Source organism: Rossellomorea sp. SC111 (genome assembly GCF_024733565.1).
GTDB lineage: Bacteria > Bacillota > Bacilli > Bacillales > Bacillaceae_B > Rossellomorea.
Genome location: NZ_JANIOC010000019.1, coordinates 42,648 through 59,281, shown reverse-complemented (window position 1 = coordinate 59,281; position 16,634 = coordinate 42,648). Strand labels below are relative to the sequence as shown.

The 16,634-nt window shown below is 43.9% G+C and carries 16 protein-coding genes; 13 read left to right on the top strand and 3 right to left on the bottom strand.

Going from position 1 to position 16,634, the window contains the following annotated elements:
• The first annotated feature begins 2 nt into the window (after positions 1-2).
• Positions 3-356 (top strand): ribosome silencing factor, encoded by a 354-nt coding sequence (gene rsfS, locus NQ095_RS19885; protein ID WP_258265169.1) that lies wholly within the window; start codon positions 3-5, stop codon positions 354-356.
• Positions 357-1,103, top strand: coding sequence for a class I SAM-dependent DNA methyltransferase (locus NQ095_RS19880; RefSeq protein WP_258265168.1), 747 nt, complete (start codon positions 357-359; stop codon positions 1,101-1,103).
• Between the two features lie 110 nt (positions 1,104-1,213).
• On the opposite strand, the gene comER is transcribed toward NQ095_RS19880, so the two are convergent.
• Positions 1,214-2,035, bottom strand: coding sequence for a late competence protein ComER (gene comER / locus NQ095_RS19875; RefSeq protein WP_258265167.1), 822 nt, complete (start codon positions 2,033-2,035; stop codon positions 1,214-1,216).
• A gap of 52 nt (positions 2,036-2,087) precedes the next feature.
• Here comER and NQ095_RS19870 point away from each other — a divergent pair, with 52 nt between their 5' ends.
• The 3 genes from NQ095_RS19870 (at position 2,088) to NQ095_RS19860 (ending at position 5,658) form a co-directional block, all read left to right on the top strand.
• The gene (locus NQ095_RS19870; RefSeq protein WP_258265166.1) at positions 2,088-2,747 is read left to right on the top strand and encodes a helix-hairpin-helix domain-containing protein; all 660 of its coding nucleotides are present in this window, start codon (positions 2,088-2,090) and stop codon (positions 2,745-2,747) included.
• A gap of 78 nt (positions 2,748-2,825) precedes the next feature.
• On the top strand, positions 2,826-3,389 hold the full coding sequence (locus tag NQ095_RS19865) for a ComE operon protein 2 (protein ID WP_258265165.1): 564 nt from the start codon (positions 2,826-2,828) through the stop codon (positions 3,387-3,389).
• Positions 3,382-5,658 carry a DNA internalization-related competence protein ComEC/Rec2 gene (locus NQ095_RS19860; protein ID WP_258265164.1) on the top strand — a complete coding sequence of 759 codons (2,277 nt, stop codon included), beginning with the start codon at positions 3,382-3,384 and terminating at the stop codon, positions 5,656-5,658. Before NQ095_RS19865 ends, NQ095_RS19860 begins: the two co-directional genes overlap by 8 nt.
• Positions 5,659-5,810: 152 nt before the next feature.
• Here NQ095_RS19860 and NQ095_RS19855 read toward each other — a convergent pair whose 3' ends face one another.
• Positions 5,811-5,945 carry a YqzM family protein gene (locus NQ095_RS19855; protein WP_034757445.1) on the bottom strand — a complete coding sequence of 45 codons (135 nt, stop codon included), beginning with the start codon at positions 5,943-5,945 and terminating at the stop codon, positions 5,811-5,813.
• Between the two features lie 292 nt (positions 5,946-6,237).
• Between NQ095_RS19855 and holA the strand changes: the two genes are divergently transcribed.
• On the top strand, positions 6,238-7,266 hold the full coding sequence (gene holA / locus NQ095_RS19850) for a DNA polymerase III subunit delta (RefSeq protein ID WP_258265163.1): 1,029 nt from the start codon (positions 6,238-6,240) through the stop codon (positions 7,264-7,266).
• 38 nt (positions 7,267-7,304) lie between these two features.
• On the opposite strand, the gene rpsT is transcribed toward holA, so the two are convergent.
• Positions 7,305-7,556 carry a 30S ribosomal protein S20 gene (gene rpsT / locus NQ095_RS19845; RefSeq protein WP_060673499.1) on the bottom strand — a complete coding sequence of 84 codons (252 nt, stop codon included), beginning with the start codon at positions 7,554-7,556 and terminating at the stop codon, positions 7,305-7,307.
• Between the two features lie 202 nt (positions 7,557-7,758).
• On the opposite strand from rpsT, the gene gpr reads away from it, so the two are divergent.
• From gpr to grpE, 7 genes are all read left to right on the top strand, one after another.
• A complete protein-coding gene (gpr, locus tag NQ095_RS19840; protein WP_258265162.1) occupies positions 7,759-8,868 on the top strand; it encodes a GPR endopeptidase in 1,110 nt (369 codons plus the stop codon).
• A gap of 212 nt (positions 8,869-9,080) precedes the next feature.
• The gene (gene spoIIP, locus NQ095_RS19835) at positions 9,081-10,289 is read left to right on the top strand and encodes a stage II sporulation protein P (protein WP_258265161.1); all 1,209 of its coding nucleotides are present in this window, start codon (positions 9,081-9,083) and stop codon (positions 10,287-10,289) included.
• 18 nt (positions 10,290-10,307) lie between these two features.
• Positions 10,308-10,643 (top strand): YqxA family protein, encoded by a 336-nt coding sequence (locus NQ095_RS19830; protein WP_258265160.1) that lies wholly within the window; start codon positions 10,308-10,310, stop codon positions 10,641-10,643.
• A gap of 765 nt (positions 10,644-11,408) precedes the next feature.
• Positions 11,409-13,241, top strand: coding sequence for a translation elongation factor 4 (lepA, locus tag NQ095_RS19825; RefSeq protein WP_375162867.1), 1,833 nt, complete (start codon positions 11,409-11,411; stop codon positions 13,239-13,241).
• A 63-nt stretch (positions 13,242-13,304) separates the two neighbouring features.
• Positions 13,305-14,462, top strand: coding sequence for a radical SAM family heme chaperone HemW (hemW, locus tag NQ095_RS19820; protein WP_258265159.1), 1,158 nt, complete (start codon positions 13,305-13,307; stop codon positions 14,460-14,462).
• A 461-nt stretch (positions 14,463-14,923) separates the two neighbouring features.
• The gene (hrcA, locus tag NQ095_RS19815; protein ID WP_258265186.1) at positions 14,924-15,958 is read left to right on the top strand and encodes a heat-inducible transcriptional repressor HrcA; all 1,035 of its coding nucleotides are present in this window, start codon (positions 14,924-14,926) and stop codon (positions 15,956-15,958) included.
• 109 nt (positions 15,959-16,067) lie between these two features.
• Entirely contained in the window at positions 16,068-16,634 is a 567-nt protein-coding gene (gene grpE, locus NQ095_RS19810) for a nucleotide exchange factor GrpE (protein ID WP_258265158.1), read from the top strand.

Sequence of the window (16,634 nt, the reverse complement as noted above, 5' to 3'; positions counted from 1 at the left end):
GAATGGAACGAAATTTAGTAGAATTAGCATTTAAAGCTGCTGATGATAAACGCGCTGAGGATATTGTAGTATTGGACATGAAAGGTGTTTCGTTGATTGCGGATTATTTCCTGATCTGTCACGGTAACTCAGACAAACAGGTACAGGCTATCGCGCGTGAATTGAAAGACGCAGCAGAAGAAAAAGGATACACAGTCAAACGACTTGAAGGATTCGATCAGGCACGCTGGATTCTGGTTGACTTAGGAGATGTAGTCGCTCACGTGTTCCATAAAGAAGAAAGAGGTTACTATAATCTTGAACGTTTATGGGGAGATGCATCATTCGTCGAGGTCGGACAAGGTGAGAACCTGTAAATGAGTTATGAGCGTTTTGCTTATGTATACGATTATTTAATGCAGGACGTCCCATACGAGGGCTGGTTGGAGTATGTGAACCGGCAGGCAGAACGTTATTCCATCCAGGGGAAGAGAGTCCTCGACATCGCTTGTGGCACAGGTGAATTATCATTGAGGCTCGCACGGGATGGATACGATGTGACGGGTGTCGACCTGTCTCAGGACATGCTCACCATCGCGCAGGAAAAGGCATCGGCACAGAATGTTCAGCTCAAGTTATTTCAACAGGATATGTCGAGACTCGATTCCCTTGGTGAATACGACATCATTACGATTTTTTGTGATTCATTGAATTACCTGGAAGACGAGAGTGACGTGGAGAGCACATTTAAAGGGGTCTATACTCATCTGAAGCAGGATGGGTTATTCCTTTTTGATGTGCATTCCATTTTCAAAATGACGCAGATCTTCATGAATCAAACCTTTACCCTTACGGATGAACACGTATCCTATATATGGGATTGCTTCCCCGGTGAAGTTCCCAATAGTGTGGAACATGAACTGACTTTTTTCGTGGAAGATGAGGAAACCGGACAGTACGAGAGAGTGGAAGAACTGCACAAACAGCGTACCTATCCAATCCTTATGGTGAAGGGGTGGCTTGAGAGCACCGGATTCGATGTGTTGAATATCACCGCGGACTTTACGGGAGAATCTCCATCAGATCAAAGTGAGAGAATCTTCTTTGCGTGCAAAAAGAAATAAAAAAAGCCGGATTATCTCCAAAACGGAGTGATCAGGCTTTTTTTTGTTAAAAACTTCAGAAAAAAGAAGGTAAAAATCAATTTATGTCGAATGTAAAAAAGGAGTCTTTTTTAGACCCCGAATTGTGATTTGGTTCCTTCTATATCATCCACGAATTTTTCTTGTGTGGCTTCGAACAGTTTCTCGAAGACATCTCCCAATTCCCTTTCCATCACAGAAATCCCTATCCCGGTCACCCCTCCTTTAACACATACCTTTTCTTGAAGTGTAGGTAACGTATAGATATTCTTTTTCAACAGGTCCCCAAGACCAACCAGCATTTCAGAAGCGAGGACAGTTGCCGTTTCGCGATCGATCTCCGTCACTTCCACTGCCGCATTGATGAATCGCTGTGTCACATAGCTGAAAAAAGCCGGCCCGCAGCTGACAATATCAGATGCTACCCGAGTTACATTTTCATCAATCTCGACAGGTGTAGAGATATTCCTGGCCAGCTTCGATAAATCCCTTCTCCATTTATCTGAACATTGACTTCCATACGTCAGAAGGGACACACCGCTCAATGCGCGGTTCGTGATACTTGGAATGAATCGTGCGCAAGAACAGGGTAATAAGGATTCCAACTGGTTCACACTTACCGGGCTTGTAATGGAAACGACACATTTATCCTTCGTGAAGCTTTTCTTACTCTCTTGGATTACATCATACACATCATGCGGTTTGACGCAGATGAAGACTAGATCAGACGAAGATATGACTTCTTCATTTGAATGGACGACATTCACGTTACGGAATTTCTCTTTTATATCCTCGGCTTTTTTTAATGAACGATTCGTAATATGAAGATGTGAAGGAGAAATCGCCTTTGATTCAATGAGAGCTTCAATGATGATTTTCCCCATGTTTCCCGTCCCGATGATACCTAATTTCATGTTCAGCCCTCCTTCTATGACACACTCTCCTAAAACTTATGAATTCCTTGCAATGAATATTCCACCAGAGGTGATTTCCATGCAGTCCTTGATTGAAAAGTACCGAACGATTCTTGTGATCCTCGCAATTTGTGCCGTTCTCCTGATTGGGTATGTATTGAAAAAAGCCGGCGAGCCTCCCCGAGAAGAACCTCCCTTTACTGCAATAGCAGAAGTGGAAAAGTCAAAAAAAACTGAAAATCCTGAAACAGAAACAGCGAAGAGTCCTGAAAAAGTGTATGTGGACGTAAAGGGAGAGGTGGTAAACCCGGGTCTTTATGAAGTGAGGCAGGGGGACAGGCTTAAGTTCGTCATAGACAAGGCAGGGGGATTCACAAAGAATGCCGACAAAAAATTGATGAATCTCGCCGTCAAAGTTACGGACGAAATGATGATCTATGTCCCGAAAATCGGTGAAGTGGAAACGACGCCTCAGTCACTTCCTTCTCCCGTATCTTCAGGGACAGAATCAGGAGAAGATAAACTCAATATCAATACAGCCTCTCAAGCCGAATTCGAAACCCTTCCTGGAATTGGACCATCGAAAGCCGCCACCTTTATCCAATACCGTGAAGAAAATGGTCCGTTCAAATCTATTGAAGAAATAACGAACATCCCGGGAATCGGAGAAAAAACCTTTGAGAAATTACAAGAACATATTTTTGTACAATGATTGACGAAAGGCAGGCAGTCTTTATACACTTAAACAAGCATTAAAATAAACCGCAACACAAGAGAAGGGAGAATGGGGATGGAAAGAATTGCATGGCATCAATATTTCATGGCTCAAAGTCAACTGCTTGCCCTCCGCAGCACGTGTACGAGACTCGCGGTAGGAGCAACCATCGTCCGGGATAAGCGGATCATTGCAGGAGGGTATAATGGCTCCATAGCCGGCGGAGATCATTGTATAGATGAAGGGTGCTATGTCATTGACAATCACTGTGTGAGGACCATACATGCAGAAATGAATGCACTCCTGCAATGTTCGAAGTTCGGGGTAGGGACGGAGAAGGCGGATATATACGTCACGCACTTTCCTTGCCTTCAATGCTGTAAGGCACTCATTCAGGCAGGCATCCAAACGGTTTACTATGCAAAAGATTATAAAAATCATCCTTACGCCCTCGAGCTGTTCGAAAAGGCAGGCGTCCACGTGGAAAAAGTTCCTTTCCACGAAAGCAGTATCGATGTGAAACACAATGAAAAAGCAACACTCATTATCCGATTGATAGAGGATCTGAGGCAGCAGGGAGTTTCGGAGGATAAGCTTCATTATTATGAGCAAGAATACATAAAGCTTTTTAATGAGTAGAGGCTTATGCATTTATTTGGCATTATCGGTTCTATCAGGGACATTGCTGGCACTTCAATTTTTTTGGGGTGCTGTCGTCCTTGTTCTCCTCCTCCTTTCCCTTTTCCAGAGAAAAATGCCTCGTACCATCCTTTTCGTTTCATTCCTATTGGTAATTATTTCCTTCTTCCACACCTTTTTACAAGAGAAAAACCAGAAATCAGGCCTTTCCCCTCAATCTGAACCGTCCACCCACCAAGTATTTATAGATGAGATCCCCACCATTGACGGCAGCTCCTTTGTTTCATTTGCTAAAATGAAGAATGAGAAAATCCTCATTCGCTATTACTTTGATACCGAAGAGGAAAAACGGAAATTTGCTGAAGTAAATCCCGGTTTTGTTTGCAATGTTAAAGGACAATTGGCAGAACCCCGGCAGGACAAGAATCCCAATTCATTCAATTATAAAGACTATCTGTCCCATCAAGGAGTATATTGGATCCTTGAGATACAGGAATTTGAAGGATGTGTGGATCGAAGCACCTGGAAACATACCCTTACACAGCTTAGATTTCAGGGGTTAAAAAGAATTGAACGGGAGTTTCCGCCTTCAACGGTTGGGATCACTCAGGCATTACTGTTCGGGGAGACAGGGATGATTACAGAGGATTCCATGAAGGCATTCAGGGAACTCGGGGTCGTTCATCTCCTTGCCATTTCAGGACTTCATGTGGGCCTTTTGTTTGCGATCCTTCATTACTTGTTATTAAGGATGGGCCTGACAAGGGAAGCGGCATCATGGACAGGGGTCCTGTTTCTTCTATGCTATATCGTCATGACTGGCGGCTCTCCTTCTGTTGTACGGGCCTCCTTCATGCTGATCCTCCTCCTTCTCGGCAAAAAAACCTCCCGGAATATCGGTATAATCGATAGCTTGGCCACAGTGTTCCTTATCATGGTCTTATACGAACCTTTCTCGGTTTACAATGTGGGCTTTCAGCTCTCATTCGCCGTCAGTTTTTCACTTGTGCTTTCTTCCCGGACCATTTTACAGGCATCCTCTTCCATCAAACAAATGGTCGCCGTCACGATGGTGGCCCAATTATCTTCCATCCCCTTCGTGATCTATCATTTCTATGAGTTCTCTTTGATCGGTTTTTTGACCAATCTCCTTTATGTCCCGCTCTTTTCCATTATCATCCTGCCGATGGCCATCATCACCTATCTCCTCATTTCAGTCGTATCGGCTGGATGGTCCATGATCCCTTATCAAATTCTGCTGGAAGGAATTCAATGGTTATCCGCTGCCGTTGCTTCTTTTCCATTTAGCACCTTGATAATGGGGAGGCCGAATTTTGTTCTTCTCCTGGGGTATCTCATTCTTATCTATTTTGCATTCGTTGGTATAGAGAAGAGAAAATACCTTTCCTTTGGTTTTCTTTTTCTTTTCTTCGTCTTACATCTCTTCTTGAACAAGTTCCATCCCTATGGAGAAATTGTCTTCATTGATGTAGGGCAGGGAGATGCAACCCTGATCGATCTTCCGTACAACCAAGGAACATATTTGATTGATGCAGGAGGAGAGGTGCCCTTCCCGAAAGAGGAATGGGAGGAGAAAAAGAACCGTTTTTCTGTAGGGGAGGACATCGTGGTACCTTTTTTAAAAAGCAAAGGAATCACGTCCATCGATACATTGATTTTAACTCATGGAGATCTTGATCATATAGGGGGAGCGGAAGCGGTATTAAACGAAATGAAGGTCGGTGAAATATTGATCAGTCCCGGCACCCGGGAGAAGGTGGAGGTGGATAGGATTGTCAAAATGGCTAAGGAAAAAAGGATCTCTGTCAAAGAAGTGATGTATCCTGTAAGATGGCGTGGAGACCGAGATGGGCTGCATATCGTATCCCCCCTTGATGCTGATTATGCAGGGAATAACGACTCCATTGTTCTATACGGTGAAATCGGATCAAAGAAATGGTTGTTTACAGGGGATCTCGAGAAGGAAGGGGAAAAGGAGTTCATTCAAACATTCGATCTGCCTGTGGATGTATTGAAAGTCGGTCATCATGGAAGCAATACGAGTACATCGGAAGCGTTCCTCGCTGAAACGAATCCCGATGTCGCGGTGATCTCAGCTGGAGAAACCAACCGTTTCGGACACCCCCACCCTGAAGTGGTGGAGCGATTAAAGGTAAGGGGACTGACGATTTATAGTACGGCTGTGAACGGGGCAATCACCTATCGATTTTGGGATAAAAAAGGAACGTTTTCTGCCCAACTGCCATAGGATGTAGAACAAAACAAATAAAGCGCTAATGAAAAAAGGGGCAGACCTATCACAAAGAATCAGGCGCATTCAAACCATCTTTATGATACCGAAAGTACCATATATGGAAGTTGAAGTAACCGGTTTCTTTCAGGTCTGCCTCCTATTTTTCATTAAGATCCAATGAGTTTGATCGCTGTTGCAATAATGAACATTAATGCAAAGAATCCAAAAGAAACACCGAAGGCTACACCTGAATCTACTGCATCATTTCTTTTTGATTGTACATTCTTTTCAAACTGGTTCACAATTACCCCTCCTATTTCTATTCTAGTATAGAACAACGCTTCTGAAAAATCTATACTTCCCTTTACTTTTTCCTTTACTGACAAGAGTTGTCACCCATAACTTTGAGAGCCTGTGGTGACACTAATCAATACAAAGGAAATACCGCTTGACGGATAAGGTTCCTAGGTCTTATCCGTTAGCGTTAATATAGATATAGGGGGTGTCCTATATGAGGGATGTCCCCTTTACCCCTTGCCAAAACCAAAAAGCTTTTTTACCATAGAGTAGAGAAACTTAATGGAGAGTGCTGACTTGGTTATTGATACATGGAAAAAAATAGAGAAATCTCAATTTGCCGCTATATATTTAGTTTACGGAAATGAGTCATTTATTATTAATGAAACGAAACAAAGAATTGTTGCAGGGGCCGTTTCAGAAGAAGAAATGGATTTTAATTTTTCCAGCTATGATCTGGAGGAAACACCGATAGAGGTAGCGATAGAAGACGCGGAAACCTTTCCGTTCATGGGAGAAAGAAGAGTCGTCGTTATCCAAAACCCCGTTTTTTTGACCGCTGAAAAAACAAAAGAAAAAGTAGAGCATAATATCAAGCGTTTTGAACAATACATACAATCACCTGCACCGTACACGATCCTTGTCATAACGGCGACTTATGAAAAACTGGACGAGCGTAAAAAGATCACCAAGTCCTTAAAAAAGATTGCTGAAGTTGTCGAAGCCAAAAAGTTGAATGAGCATGAATTGAAATCCTGGGTAAGGGAACGTGCTGCCGGGAATAGTGTCCAGATCGATGAAGATGCCGTCGAATTACTGCTGACATTAGCAGGCACAAACCTGATGATGCTCACACAGGAACTGGATAAGCTGTCTTTATATGCAAGTGACACCAACCGGATCGATGTGGAAGTCGTCGAACGGTTGACGGCCAGGTCGTTGGAACAGAATATTTTTACGTTAGTGGACAAAGTTGTTCACAGAAGGATCGATGAGGCATTAAGGATCTATTATGATCTACTTAAACAAAACGAAGAACCGCTTAAAATCCTTGCCATCCTTGCAGGGCAGTTCCGCCTTATATATGGCACCAAGGAGCTTTCGCGAAGAGGGTACGGACAACAAAAAATTGCCACCACTTTAAAAGTGCATCCGTTCAGGGTGAAACTCGCGGCAGGACAGGCGAAACATTTCAATGATAAGCAGCTGGCCCATATCATCGATACGCTTTCACAGGGGGATTATGAAATCAAAACAGGAAAGATCAAGAAAGAACTGATGATCGAAATGTTCCTGTTTAAACTTCATGATCAAAGTTTTACATAAAAAAACCACCGGACCAATTGGTTCGGTGGTTTTTTTAATTAGTTCGCTTTTTTCATTAGGCGAGACTTTTGACGATCCGCAGCGTTTTTGTGGATAAGACCTTTTTGAGCTGCTTTGTCTAATTGACGTACCGCTTCAGTTACTAGATCTTTCGCATTATCAGCGCTGTTAGTCGCTGCTGCTTCTGCTTTCTTGATCGCAGTACGCATAGTTGATTTAACCGCAGCGTTTTGAGCGTTACGCTCGTTGTTTGTTTTTACGCGTTTGATAGCTGATTTGATATTTGGCATTCCTGTCACCTCCTATAAAAGGATCGAGATTCTATGTGACTCGATTTAAATTCCTAAACAATAAGAACAAATGATATTTTATCAAATGGACAGTGATATTGCAATACTATGGAACGAAATTAAACAAGTGAATGAACACATACCGAAAAGGCAAACATAAAAAAATACTGGATAATATCCCAAGCCTGGAGGTAGAGTCGAAATGAAAAAAGAAGAAATCGATCTTAGTAAATATTGCGTACGCACCGATCTTGCCGTGGAAGCAAGAGAAATGGTCGTCAGTGACAAAGCGGAGGATACGTCATCCATTCAGGGTGTCATGATTAAAGAAAAAGAAGAAGATGGAGTGAAGGTTTCACTGGTCACGGTCACGCCGGAAGGGGAAGAGAAAATCGGTAAAAAACCGGGTAACTATCTGACCATCGAGGCTCATGGCATTCGTGAGGAAGACTCAGAGCTTCAGCAAAGGGTGGAAAAAATATTCGCCAATGAATTCAATCAATTCCTGATCAATAACAAGATCGATAAAAATGCAAGCTGTTTGATCGTTGGCCTCGGAAACTGGAATGTGACCCCGGATTCATTGGGTCCAAGGGTATGCGAAGACATCATCGTGACGAGACATCTATTTGAACTGCAGCCGGAATCGGTGGAAGAAGGATATCGACCGGTCAGTGCCATCGTTCCCGGTGTCATGGGACTCACAGGGATTGAAACGAGCGATATCATTTTCGGAGTGGTGGAGAAATCAAAGCCCGACTTTATCATCGCCATCGACGCCCTCGCTTCCCGGTCGATCGAACGCGTCAATGCGACGATCCAAATATCAGATACCGGTATCCATCCTGGGTCGGGGGTTGGGAATAAGCGAAAAGGGCTGGATCAGGAAACGTTGGGTGTTCCGGTCATTGCCATCGGTGTTCCGACTGTACTGGATGCCGTGACAATCGTCAGCGATACCGTGGATTTTCTCTTAAAACATTTTGGAAAAGAAATGAGAGAAGGTGACCGTCCATCCAGATCTCTTGCTCCTGCAGGACTAAGCTTCGGTGAAAGAAGGAAGCTAACCGAGGAAGACCTCCCGGAAGATGAGCATCGACAAACGTTCATGGGAATCGTCGGGACCCTTGAAGATCAGGAAAAACGAAAACTGATTCATGAAGTCCTTTCTCCGATCGGCCATAACCTGATGGTGACTCCGAAAGAAGTGGATGTGTTCATGGAGGACATGGCGAACCTTATCGCGAGCGGCCTCAATGCGGCGCTCCATGATGCGGTGAATCAGGCGAATACGGGGTATCAGACGAGATAGATGGATTTAGATCATTACGCCTTGAGGGAGACTGTGGACCTCGAGGCGTTTTTCCTATCGGAACCCAAAAACCCCTTACCTCCTCAAAAAAAATACTAGACTCCACCGTTTAACTTTCCACTGATCATCTCATAATGACTATTACATGCAGTTCTACTATCTCTATCAATGTCATAGGTTGTACTAGAGTAGAGAAAAGAAAGGGTGAGAGAATGAGATCCTACAAAGCCTCTAACTATGTCATCGCCATTCATATGTCTACGATACTGAAAGCGACGCTGATCTTCGTTGCAGGACTGCTCTCGATTTTTTCGATGATCGGCATCCTCACTTCCTCCAACCCTGAATATAGAATTACGTCGAATTCGTTGAATCAAGCGGCTTCCAGTGTAAAGGGTGAGACCTTATATAAAATGTTGGCGCTGGAAAACCGTTCTCTTAATCACATATTGAAAGAAGAGGATCAGGCGCTTCCCAGCTTGTCCTCCATCCTCTTTCAGGTGGCCACCAACGTAAGTTTCGAAGATCCCCGAAGCTTTCTCGGTCGTGAACTGCCGGGTTTCTCGATTTTCGACGGGGATATCCTGGTGGCAGGGGAAGGGACGGACTTTACGAATATGCCGATTGAATCGGTCCCCCCACCGGAAGCCCTAGAATCTGAAAATGAAGCACCACTCAAGAATGTCGGGGATCTGAAAGAAACCAATCAAAATGGCGGGGACGTGGCCCCCCCTTTATCAACGGGGAATAAGAAGACGGTCCTTCTTTACTTCACCCATACGAGGGAATCCTATCTTCCTTATCTGGAGGGAGTGACAAATCCCGATTCCGCCATGCACTCCAAGATCAATGTCACAAAGGTGGGGGAAATGGTGAAGGGTGATTTGGAGGACCAGGGTATTGGGACGATCATCGATAAGACCGATGTGATTCAACATTTAAACAATAAGGGACTGAACTATTGGGCGGCTTATCAGGAGTCCCGCCCGCTGGTGCAGGCAGCCATGACCAGCAACAAAGATTTATTGTATATGGTCGATATTCACCGGGATTCACAGAGGAGAGATATGACGACCGTGACGATCGAAGGCAAACCCTACGCAAAGCTTGCATTTGTTGTAGGGGAAGAGCATCCGAACTATGAACGGAATCTGAAGCTTGCCACCGAACTTCATAAGCGATTGGAATCGCGATATAAAGGGATTTCACGCGGGGTCATTGCGAAAAAGGGAAGCGGCACTAACGGTAAATTCAATCAGGATCTTTCCGGGAACGCCATGCTCCTTGAATTCGGAGGGGTGGATAATACATTTGAGGAGCTGGAGAGGACTGCAAAGGCATTCGCTGATGTATTCGCTGAGTACTACTGGCAGGCAGAAAAGGTGGATGAATCACTCAGTACACCTGCTGTAAGACAGTAATGAAAAGGATGGATGAACATGACGAAATTCTTTTTTAAATGTGCATTTCTCATAACGGCATTATTTATCGGCGTCCTGATCGGAATGCAGTACGCCAATCAGGGCATCGTGGATATGAAGGGACATGAACAGCAGAACTTTACATCTCCTGTCGGGGTCAATCAGAACGTGGAGGGGAATGTCGAGGCATCGTTCCTCGGGAATGAGATAGATTCCAAAACCCTGACTGAAAAGAAAGAGAAGTTAGAAGAAATGAAAGCCTTCAATGTATTCTCTTCCATCGGAAAAGTCATAGCGAGTACCATCGAAAGCATCACCAATAAAATAGTGGATGTAATTTCCTCGCTCATTTAAACGTTTAGAGGCTGAGACAGAAGTGAATAGTAAAAAAATCCGAACGATCATACGAAATTCAAAGTCGTTCGGATTTATCATTTAGCTGTTTACATACCTGTTGGTGTAGTGAGTAGTGGTTGATTTCCGCTACAGGTGCTCGCTTTCCGCGGGGCTGGCGGTGAGCCTCCTCGGCTGTGCCTGCGGGGTCTCACCTGTCCAGCAATTCCCGCAGGAGTCGAGCACCTTCCGCTCCAATCAACGTTCAAAGCTTAAACGTTTTACTATAACATTGTAATGTGGAAATTGTTACACCATTGGATACATAAACTCTTATTCAGTCAGTTGTAGTGATCGAACATTCGGTAACTATAGTCTTATGAATAGAACAACCATAGTGAAATGGGCCTTTTTATTTTCGCTAAAGCATATACACTGTATAAAACAGGATCTAGCTTTTGATTGCAGTGCAAGACGTAGACTCCTACGGGAAAAGCGGAATAGGTAAGACCCCGCAGGAGCGAAAACTGTGAGGAGGCTTGCCTTCCGCCCGAGGAAAGCGAAGTCTTGCACGGAAATCAAAAGCGGTGTAACGAGTGATTGCAACTAATTTTTTGATTGTTCGTCTTTAGAGCAAATAGATTTAGATATGTCCCAACCTCTTGTAAATACAAGGAAATCGGTCAATTCCCAACAGGCCATTTAGTTTACATTGAATAATGTATAGTCTACTGCTATAATTCAAAATAGTGTATATGTGTGGAAATAACAGGAGTTGAACGAATAATGAACCGTGAAGAGAAGTTAGAGAGACAATCGAGAATAAGGAACTTTTCCATTATTGCTCATATCGACCATGGGAAATCTACCCTTGCCGATCGTATATTAGAAAAGACCAAAGCATTGACGGCGCGTGAAATGAAAGCCCAATTGCTAGATTCCATGGACCTTGAGAGAGAGCGTGGAATCACCATTAAATTGAATTCTGTGCAATTAAAGTATCAGGCGAAGGATGGGGAAGAATATATTTTCCATCTGATTGATACACCGGGTCATGTAGATTTTACATACGAAGTATCCCGTAGTTTAGCGGCTTGTGAGGGAGCTGTCCTTGTAGTGGACGCCGCTCAGGGGATTGAAGCCCAGACGCTTGCAAACGTGTATCTTGCTTTGGATAATAACTTGGAAATCCTGCCGGTAATCAACAAAATTGACCTTCCGGCAGCCGATCCCGAGAGAGTTCGCCAGGAAGTCGAAGACGTCATTGGTCTGGATGCATCTGAAGCGGTCCTTGCATCAGCCAAAGCCGGAATCGGGATTGAAGAGATCCTTGAGCAGGTGGTGGAAAAGGTGCCGGCTCCTCAAGGGGACCCCGATTCACCTTTAAAAGCGCTTATCTTTGATTCTTTATATGACGCCTATCGAGGAGTCGTTGCCTACATCCGTGTAATGGATGGAAGCGTCAAGGTAGGGGATAAGGTCCGCATGATGGCGACAGGGAAAGAGTTTGAAGTGACCGAGATCGGCGTCTTCACTCCGAAAGCGACGGGTCAGAAGGAATTGACGGTCGGAGATGTTGGATACTTGACTGCAGCGATCAAGAACGTCGGGGACACCCGTGTAGGGGATACCATCACCCTTGCCGATCATCCTGCACAGGAAGCATTGCCTGGTTATCGCAGAATGAACCCGATGGTTTATTGCGGTCTCTATCCGATTGATTCAAATCGTTACAACGATTTGAGAGAAGCGCTTGAAAAGCTTGAATTAAATGACTCCGCCCTTCAATTCGAGCCTGAAACTTCACAGGCGTTAGGGTTTGGATTCCGCTGTGGATTCCTCGGTCTTCTTCATATGGAGATCATTCAGGAACGTATCGAACGGGAATTCAAGATCGACCTGATCACGACTGCACCAAGCGTTATCTATCATGTGAAATTGACGGACGGTGAAGAAGTGAAAGTGGATAACCCATCCATGATGCCGGATCCACAGAAGGTCGATCATGTTGAAGAACCTTATGTCAAAGCAACGATCATGGTTCCGAACGACTATGTAGGTGCCGTAATGGAGCTTTGTCAAGGAAAGCGCGGGAACTTCATCGATATGCAGTATATGGATGATACGCGAGTGAACATCGTCTATGAAATCCCGCTTGCTGAAATCGTATACGACTTCTTCGATCAGTTGAAATCGAATACGAAAGGGTATGCTTCATTTGATTATGAGCTGATCGGATACAAGGAATCCAAGCTTGTGAAAATGGATATCCTGCTGAACGCTGAAAATGTCGATGCCCTGAGCTTTATCGTTCATCGTGACTTTGCTTATGAACGCGGGAAGCTGATTGTAGAGAAATTGAAGGAATTAATCCCGAGACAACAATTCGAAGTACCCGTCCAGGCAGCGATCGGACAGAAGATTGTAGCAAGATCGACCATTAAAGCCATCCGTAAAAACGTACTGGCTAAATGTTACGGTGGGGATATCTCCCGTAAACGTAAGCTTCTTGATAAACAAAAAGAAGGTAAAAAACGTATGAAGTCCGTTGGGAATGTTGAAGTTCCGCAGGAAGCCTTCATGGCCGTCCTGAAAATGGATGATACGGATAAAAAATAATCGTCATGCAGATAAAGGGGGAAAGTGGCTTGTTTTTCAAGCACAGCTTACCCCCTTTTCTCTATGAATGCCCCCAAAGGAGGGATAATTTTGGTTAAATCAGCTTATATTCATATTCCTTTTTGTGAACATATCTGCCACTATTGTGATTTTAATAAAGTTTTCCTGGAAGGCCAGCCCGTAAATGAATACTTAATCAGCCTGGGTCAGGAAATGAAACATAGAGTATCAGCTTCTGAGAAACTGGATACAATCTTTGTCGGCGGTGGTACGCCGACGTCTTTGGATGCTGGTCAGCTCGATAAGCTGTGTGAATCCATCACGACCCATTTGCCTTTTGAAAAGGGTGAATTCACATTTGAAGCAAACCCTGGTGATCTAACACAGGATAAACTTCGTGTGTTAAAGGATCACGGTGTGAATCGGTTGAGTTTCGGGGTTCAATCCTTCAATGATGAACTGTTGAAAGGAATCGGTCGTACCCACAAAAGCGAAGATGTCTATACGTCAGTAGAAAACGCTCAAAAAGTAGGGTTCTCAAACATCAGCATCGATTTGATTTATAGTCTTCCAAGGCAAACAGAAGAAGATTTTAAGGATACATTAACAAAAGCCCTTGACCTGGATCTTCCTCATTACTCAGCCTACTCACTCATCGTAGAGCCGAAAACGGTTTTCTATAATTTGATGAGAAAAGGTAAGTTGTCACTGCCGTCACAGGATCAGGAAGCAGCCATGTACGAGATCCTGATCGAAACGATGGAGAAGTATGGGATCAATCAATATGAGATCAGTAACTTTGCCAAACCGGGATTTGAAAGCAAACACAATCTCGTTTACTGGGACAATAATGAATATTATGGTTTAGGAGCAGGTGCACACGGATATATAAACGGAGTACGTTATTCCAATTACGGACCGCTCAAGAAATACATGGATCCGATTGCAGAAGGTTCCATGCCGACGATCCAGGAGCATAACGTCACCAAAGCGGAAATGATGGAAGAAGAAATGTTCCTGGGACTTCGCAAGGTAGAAGGCGTAAGTAAATCCATATTCCAACAAAAATTCGGTTCAACCATAGAATCCGTATTTGGCCCATCCATCGAAGAAATGGAAAAGCGCAAACTGCTCTCAGTAAACGAAGAACGGGTGGCACTTACAAAACAAGGGCGCTTTTTAGGGAATGAGGTTTTTCAATCATTCCTCGGGGTAATCTAATTGGTCCAATCTTTTAGAGTAGTGGTGTTTATTTAGTCTTGTAGTAAACAACTCATACTCAGAGAGTTGATTAAAGCGGAAGGTGCTCGACTCCTGTTGGAAACGCTGGAAAGTACGAAAAGCGGAGGCGGCTCGTTCAGACCCGACAAGCATAAGTTGAATAGGCTAAGAAGGCGTTCTTTTGCCTTCTTGGACCATTTAGCTTATGACCTCGAGGGGCTTGCCGCCGGAGCTGGATCTTGAGACCCCACAAGGCGAAGCCTGAGGAGGCTCACCGCCAGCCCCGCGGAAAGCGAGCACCTGCAGCGGAAATCAACCACCACTCGCTTTTTCAAAAAGGTCAGTCAAAAGGCTCATCCAAAAGAGCCAATCTAATATATTGACATCCCTTTACTGATTTGATAATTTATTAATTAGATTTAGCACTCATCTTCGTAGAGTGCTAACAGGGGTGATGAATGTTGTTAACAGATCGACAACTTCTAATTCTTCAAGTAATCATTGATGATTTTATTCTTTCTGCCCAGCCTGTCGGTTCGAGAAGTTTGTCTAAAAAAGATGAGATTTCATTCAGTTCAGCTACGATCCGTAATGAAATGGCAGATCTTGAGGATTTGGGCTTTATAGAAAAAACCCACACATCCTCAGGTCGCGTACCGTCAGAAAAGGGTTATCGATACTATGTGGATCATTTGCTTTCTCCACAGAAATTAAAGAAGAATGACGTCCATGCACTACGCTCAATCTTTACCGAGCGCATGTATGAATTGGAGAAAGTGGTTCAGAAATCGGCGAAGATCCTTTCAGAGCTGACCAATTACACAACGATTGTTTTAGGACCTGATTTAAAGGAAAACAAGCTGAAGAAAATTCAACTGATTCCTCTTAACAAAGATACGGCCATTGCCATCATCGTCACGGATAACGGGCATGTTGAAAATAAACTGTTCCATATCCCCCCGACAATGGATGCATCAGAGCTGGAAAAGCTTGTACACATCTTAAATGACCGCTTGACGGGTGTACCGATCATTGAGTTGAACGATAAAATCTTTAAAGAAGTCGCTCTCTTACTCAAAGAGCATATACAGAATTATGATTTTATCCTCCACTCCCTAACGGACTCCTTCAATCCAACGGTCACGGATAAGCTGTTCTTTGGAGGGAAGACCAATATCCTGAATCAGCCTGAATTCAACGATGTACAAAAGGTCCGCATGCTGCTTGAAATGATCGAACAGGAAGAAAGCATCTATAACCTGATCCGCCCATCTGCCACAGGGGTGAACATTAAGATCGGGAAAGAAAACGATCATCTTGCTATGGAGAATTGCAGTCTCATAACCGCTACTTATTCGATTGGCAAAGAACAATTAGGTTCCATTGCGATCATCGGGCCTACCCGGATGGAGTATTCCCGTGTCGTCAGTCTACTTAATTTCTTTTCAAACGATATGTCCAAGGTTCTGACGAAGCTGTATCAAAGTGGGGATTAGTGGACATATTGTATAAAGGAAAATAAGGCCCCGAAAGCGCGTCTGAACAGACCTTTCGGCGCCTTAATATGAGCGTTGGCAGGATCACATTTTTAAGGAGGTGAATGTTATGTCTGAAGAAACGAAACAAGAGCAGCAAGAAGCGAAAGAGGAAAAAGGCGAAGCAGTGGAAGAAGTGTTCGCTGAGGAACCTCAAGCCGAGGAAATAGCAGAAGAGCAGCAAGAATCAGATGAGCTTTCACAATTAGAGGAAAAGCTGAATGAATCTGAAAATCGTTATCTTCGTTTAAGAGCCGATTTCGATAATTTCCGCCGTCGCATTAACGTGGAAAACGAATCAAAAGAAAAATATCGTGCTCAAGGACTGATTACGGAACTATTACCGGCACTCGATAATTTCGAACGTGCCTTGAATATAGAAGCTGATAATGAGCAAACGAAACAATTGCTTCAAGGAATGGAAATGGTTCACAGAAGTCTTGTAGATGCCCTTAAGAAAGAGGGAGTGGAACCAATTGAAGCGGTAGGTCAGGAGTTTGACCCTCATATGCATCAAGCTGTCATGCAGGTGGAAGATGAAAACTACGATAGTAATATCGTTGTTGAGGAATTCCAAAAGGGATACAAACTGAAAGATAGAGTAATTCGTCCTTCTATGGTGAAGGTCAGTCAATAA

What these genes read in the sequence shown, in the direction of transcription:
- lepA (WP_375162867.1), top strand. Translation starts at nt 11,409, where the DNA reads ATGAACCGTGAAGAGAAGTTAGAGAGACAATCGAGAATAAGGAACTTT.
- gpr (WP_258265162.1), top strand. Translation starts at nt 7,759, where the DNA reads ATGAAAAAAGAAGAAATCGATCTTAGTAAATATTGCGTACGCACCGAT.
- rpsT (WP_060673499.1), bottom strand. Translation starts at nt 7,556, where the DNA reads ATGCCAAATATCAAATCAGCTATCAAACGCGTAAAAACAAACAACGAG.
- NQ095_RS19880 (WP_258265168.1), top strand. Translation starts at nt 357, where the DNA reads ATGAGTTATGAGCGTTTTGCTTATGTATACGATTATTTAATGCAGGAC.
- rsfS (WP_258265169.1), top strand. Translation starts at nt 3, where the DNA reads ATGGAACGAAATTTAGTAGAATTAGCATTTAAAGCTGCTGATGATAAA.
- hemW (WP_258265159.1), top strand. Translation starts at nt 13,305, where the DNA reads ATGAATGCCCCCAAAGGAGGGATAATTTTGGTTAAATCAGCTTATATT.
- NQ095_RS19870 (WP_258265166.1), top strand. Translation starts at nt 2,088, where the DNA reads ATGAATATTCCACCAGAGGTGATTTCCATGCAGTCCTTGATTGAAAAG.
- NQ095_RS19865 (WP_258265165.1), top strand. Translation starts at nt 2,826, where the DNA reads ATGGAAAGAATTGCATGGCATCAATATTTCATGGCTCAAAGTCAACTG.
- spoIIP (WP_258265161.1), top strand. Translation starts at nt 9,081, where the DNA reads ATGAGATCCTACAAAGCCTCTAACTATGTCATCGCCATTCATATGTCT.
- comER (WP_258265167.1), bottom strand. Translation starts at nt 2,035, where the DNA reads ATGAAATTAGGTATCATCGGGACGGGAAACATGGGGAAAATCATCATT.
- NQ095_RS19830 (WP_258265160.1), top strand. Translation starts at nt 10,308, where the DNA reads ATGACGAAATTCTTTTTTAAATGTGCATTTCTCATAACGGCATTATTT.
- NQ095_RS19860 (WP_258265164.1), top strand. Translation starts at nt 3,382, where the DNA reads ATGAGTAGAGGCTTATGCATTTATTTGGCATTATCGGTTCTATCAGGG.
- grpE (WP_258265158.1), top strand. Translation starts at nt 16,068, where the DNA reads ATGTCTGAAGAAACGAAACAAGAGCAGCAAGAAGCGAAAGAGGAAAAA.